Source organism: Nostoc sp. UIC 10630, assembly GCF_010747425.1.
Classification (GTDB): Bacteria; Cyanobacteriota; Cyanobacteriia; order Cyanobacteriales; family Nostocaceae; genus Nostoc.
Map to the genome: position 1 here is coordinate 1 of NZ_JAAGOG010000377.1, position 3,260 is coordinate 3,260.

The window sequence follows — 3,260 nt, forward strand, 5'->3', positions numbered from 1 at the left end:
CCCTGCCCCCTCCCTCCTTGGTAGTTTGCCAAATACTTCTTTAATTGTTTCGAGAGTATTCGCGGTTTGAAAATCTCCAACAATCACTAAGACAGCATTATCAGGGCTGTAAAAATTACGGTAATATTTCTGTACTTGCTCAACTTCAAATTTCTCGACATCAGCTTTAGTACCACCTACAGGCAACCCATAAGCATGATTAGGAAATACTGCCTGCATGACGGCACGGTTGAGGCGATATTCTGGACTATTTTCGTAACCTTGCAACTCAGAAATTACTACTCGCTTTTCACTCGCTAGTTGTTCTGGCTCAATCTGGGAATTTTGCATTCTGTCTGCTTCCAGCACTAAGAGCGCTTTTAGCTTGTTACGCTCCACAGTACCGTAATATGCAGTTTGGTCATAGCTGGTAAAAGCATTGGAATCACTACCTAAAGCACTAAACAAACGGCCAAATTGAATCGGACGATTTTTCGTGCCTTTAAACATAAGGTGTTCCAATTGGTGAGCAATGCCATTCACACCTGGTTCTTCGTTGCGTGAGCCAACCTTGTACCACACCTGCACCGTCACCACTGGCGCAGTATGCACTTCCTTTGTTAGGACAGTTAGACCATTTTCCAGCACTGTCTTATGGACGTTTTCTGTCAGTGTTGAGGGCATTATTCTTTTTGCTAGCAAGGTTGACTGGGATTTTTCTTTGTTAGATATGGCTGTATGTTGACTATTAGCAGGTCGATCGCTCAACAAAAAAACCGCTACTAGCCATAAGCTTAAAATTAATAACGGCAAGGAATATTTATAAAATCTAGACAATCCATACATGTACTTAGAAAGTATATCTGTAAATTAATTTACATAATTATTTTGGTGAATGACCAGATTTTAATATGGCCAAAAAATCTGTTACCTCGGCAACAATACAGAAAAACAATATATTAGCAATAAAGGTAATAAAAAAGCTAAATTATGGCAGTTTTGCTAAAACCCGAATGAATTCCAGAGGTAAGCCATCAGTGTCGGCGATGAAAGCTACTTCGTAAATGCGATCGCCTATTTGCTGTTGTGTCGGTTCTAAAAGTACCTTTAACGGTTGTAATTCTTTGGTTTGACTCTCAGCAGCAAGCAATACACGTTTCTGTAAATTTGTCAACCAGCTAGGTAAATCTGGTGTAATCTCAGTTAAATCGAACGAGAGATGATAGTACCCGACATAATGCTCGTCAGCAAAGGCATCCGGGGCTGGCTTGGGTTCGGGAATTTGGATCAGTTCAATTCTGCCACCCAACCCTTCCATCCAGCAAGCTAGCGTGTAGCCTGTAGTAAAGCGTTCCGAAATTGTAAATCCTAAATGTTCGTAGAAAGCGATCGCTCGATGAATATTCGCAGTCCGAATAGAAGCGTGGTGCATATTAATCCTTAGTCCTTAGTCCTTAGTCATTTGTCTTTTGTTATTCACTAATGACAAATGACTAATGACTAATGACCATTATTCAAACAACCTGAAATAAGGGTAGCGTACAGGGACACCAGGCTCTTTTTCCAAGTCAAAATTAATCACTTCCCAACAGGGATCTTCTGAGGTATCGGGGCTAAACTCTACGGGTAAGCCGTATAGCCGAGCAGCGGTAACTTCTGGTTGTCCAGAACGCCAAGGTGTACTGCGTTCTAAATAGCCACTCATCAATTCCTGATAGCGGTGAGCAATAATCACTTTTGTGGCTCGATAACCTTGGGTATAGAGCTTATCTAATGCTTCGTGAATTTCAAACCGAATACCATCGGGATGAGTATGCTGCCTATACCATTCATTATTCCACCTCCGCCAATGACGGCCTGATTGCAAATGGATTAACTCTCCATTTTGAGGATTAGCTTCAAAAGCGCCATGACGCGGACACAAATAGGTATCTGTTAATGTCAGCGCCGGAATAGTCTGGCGACAATGAGGACACTGTATTTCCGGCCCAAACATCGGGTACTGAAAGCCTGGATTCATCATGAAGTGCGTACAAACATAATTTTGTCTTCACCAGCACTAGTGGATTGGATTATACACTTCGGCTCTACCACTTTGGGTTACTTGTTGACTGCTGCACAGACACAGAGTTGCGGCAGTAACATTGTTCACTAGTGTTTTCCTCAGCGTAGAGGCTTGACGCTGTGATATCCTGGTCGTGCAACCAGCCTCAAAGGTTGGAGTTTCTCCAGTGTTCCTTGGTACCATTATTCATATTCTATCGTGTCTACCGCTTCTTACTGGACATCTCCTGATTTTTCTCAAGCTGCCTTCATTGCAGCCAATGCTGTTGTTATGGGTTCGGTAAATATAGCAGCAGGGGTGAGCATTTGGTATGGAGCAGTAGTTAGAGCAGATGTAGAACGCATTGAAATTGGCGAATGCACAAATATTCAAGATGGTGCAATTCTACATGGCGATCCTGGTTTTCCGACAATTTTAGAAGATCATGTTACCGTAGGGCATCGCGCTGTGGTACATTCTGCTTACATTGAGCGTGGAAGTTTGATTGGCATTGGCGCGGTTATTTTAGACGGGGTACGAGTGGGTGCTGGTAGCATTATTGGTGCTGGCGCAGTCGTAACTAAAAATATACCGCCTTTGTCACTAGTTGTAGGTGTTCCAGGCAAAGTGTTACGACAATTAACGGAGGCTGAAGCCGCAGAACTAATTGAACACGCTAAACGTTACCAAAAGTTAGCTTTAGTTCATGCTGGTAAAGGTACAGACATTGGCTTTAGCAAGCCTTAGAGGGAAGAGGGCAGTGCAAGGGGGAGAATAAAAATTACCTCTTTCCCCTCTGATCCCTGCTCTCTTCCCCTATGCCTCTTGTACCCAATGCCCCATACTCAATTTTCAATAATTTAAACATTCTTTACATATATGTTGGGAAAAGTTACCCACTTCAGCTAAAAATAAAAATGAGAGCAGTTGACAAAACTTTAATTTCTACTTAAGAGAGGGGTTCTAGATATGGATATCGATTACCGTATAGCGATCGTTTTAGCACCAGTTGTCATTGCTGCTAGTTGGGCAGTGTTTAATATTGGCGCTGCGGCTTTAAGACAAATTCAAGGCTTTTTGGATCGCGAAGCCTAAATTCGGCTTAATATCATCACTTTTGAACCGTCTGTTTCTACTTACGGAGACAGTCGGTTTTATCACGATTAATGGTGCATTGGGTACAAGAGGCAGAGGGGAAGAGAGCAGGGAGCAGAGGGGAAAGTTACCCTTGCCCCCT

General features: G+C 42.7%; 5 protein-coding genes. 2 read left to right on the forward strand and 3 right to left on the reverse strand.

Going from position 1 to position 3,260, the window contains the following annotated elements:
* The 3 genes from G1O98_RS37520 to G1O98_RS37530 form a co-directional block, all read right to left on the reverse strand.
* Window positions 1-825: pitrilysin family protein (locus tag G1O98_RS37520; RefSeq protein WP_163939437.1), on the reverse strand; the 825-nt coding region annotated here is incomplete at its 3' end.
* 142 nt (window positions 826-967) lie between these two features.
* A complete protein-coding gene (locus tag G1O98_RS37525) occupies window positions 968-1,411 on the reverse strand; it encodes a VOC family protein (protein ID WP_163939440.1) in 444 nt (147 codons plus the stop codon).
* 78 nt (window positions 1,412-1,489) lie between these two features.
* Complete coding sequence (locus tag G1O98_RS37530; protein WP_163939442.1) at window positions 1,490-2,002, reverse strand: TIGR02652 family protein; 513 nt, start codon at window positions 2,000-2,002, stop codon at window positions 1,490-1,492.
* A gap of 240 nt (window positions 2,003-2,242) precedes the next feature.
* On the opposite strand from G1O98_RS37530, the gene G1O98_RS37540 reads away from it, so the two are divergent.
* Together G1O98_RS37540 and G1O98_RS37545 are read left to right on the forward strand one after the other, a co-directional pair.
* On the forward strand, window positions 2,243-2,770 hold the full coding sequence (locus G1O98_RS37540) for a gamma carbonic anhydrase family protein (protein ID WP_163939444.1): 528 nt from the start codon (window positions 2,243-2,245) through the stop codon (window positions 2,768-2,770).
* A gap of 222 nt (window positions 2,771-2,992) precedes the next feature.
* Entirely contained in the window at window positions 2,993-3,118 is a 126-nt protein-coding gene (locus G1O98_RS37545) for a photosystem II protein Y (RefSeq protein ID WP_012411301.1), read from the forward strand.
* Window positions 3,119-3,260: the final 142 nt, after the last annotated feature.

Coding starts and splice junctions, on each gene's coding strand:
- G1O98_RS37530 (WP_163939442.1), bottom strand. CDS start 2,002: ATGATGAATCCAGGCTTTCAGTACCCGATGTTTGGGCCGGAAATACAG.
- G1O98_RS37545 (WP_012411301.1), top strand. CDS start 2,993: ATGGATATCGATTACCGTATAGCGATCGTTTTAGCACCAGTTGTCATT.
- G1O98_RS37525 (WP_163939440.1), bottom strand. CDS start 1,411: ATGCACCACGCTTCTATTCGGACTGCGAATATTCATCGAGCGATCGCT.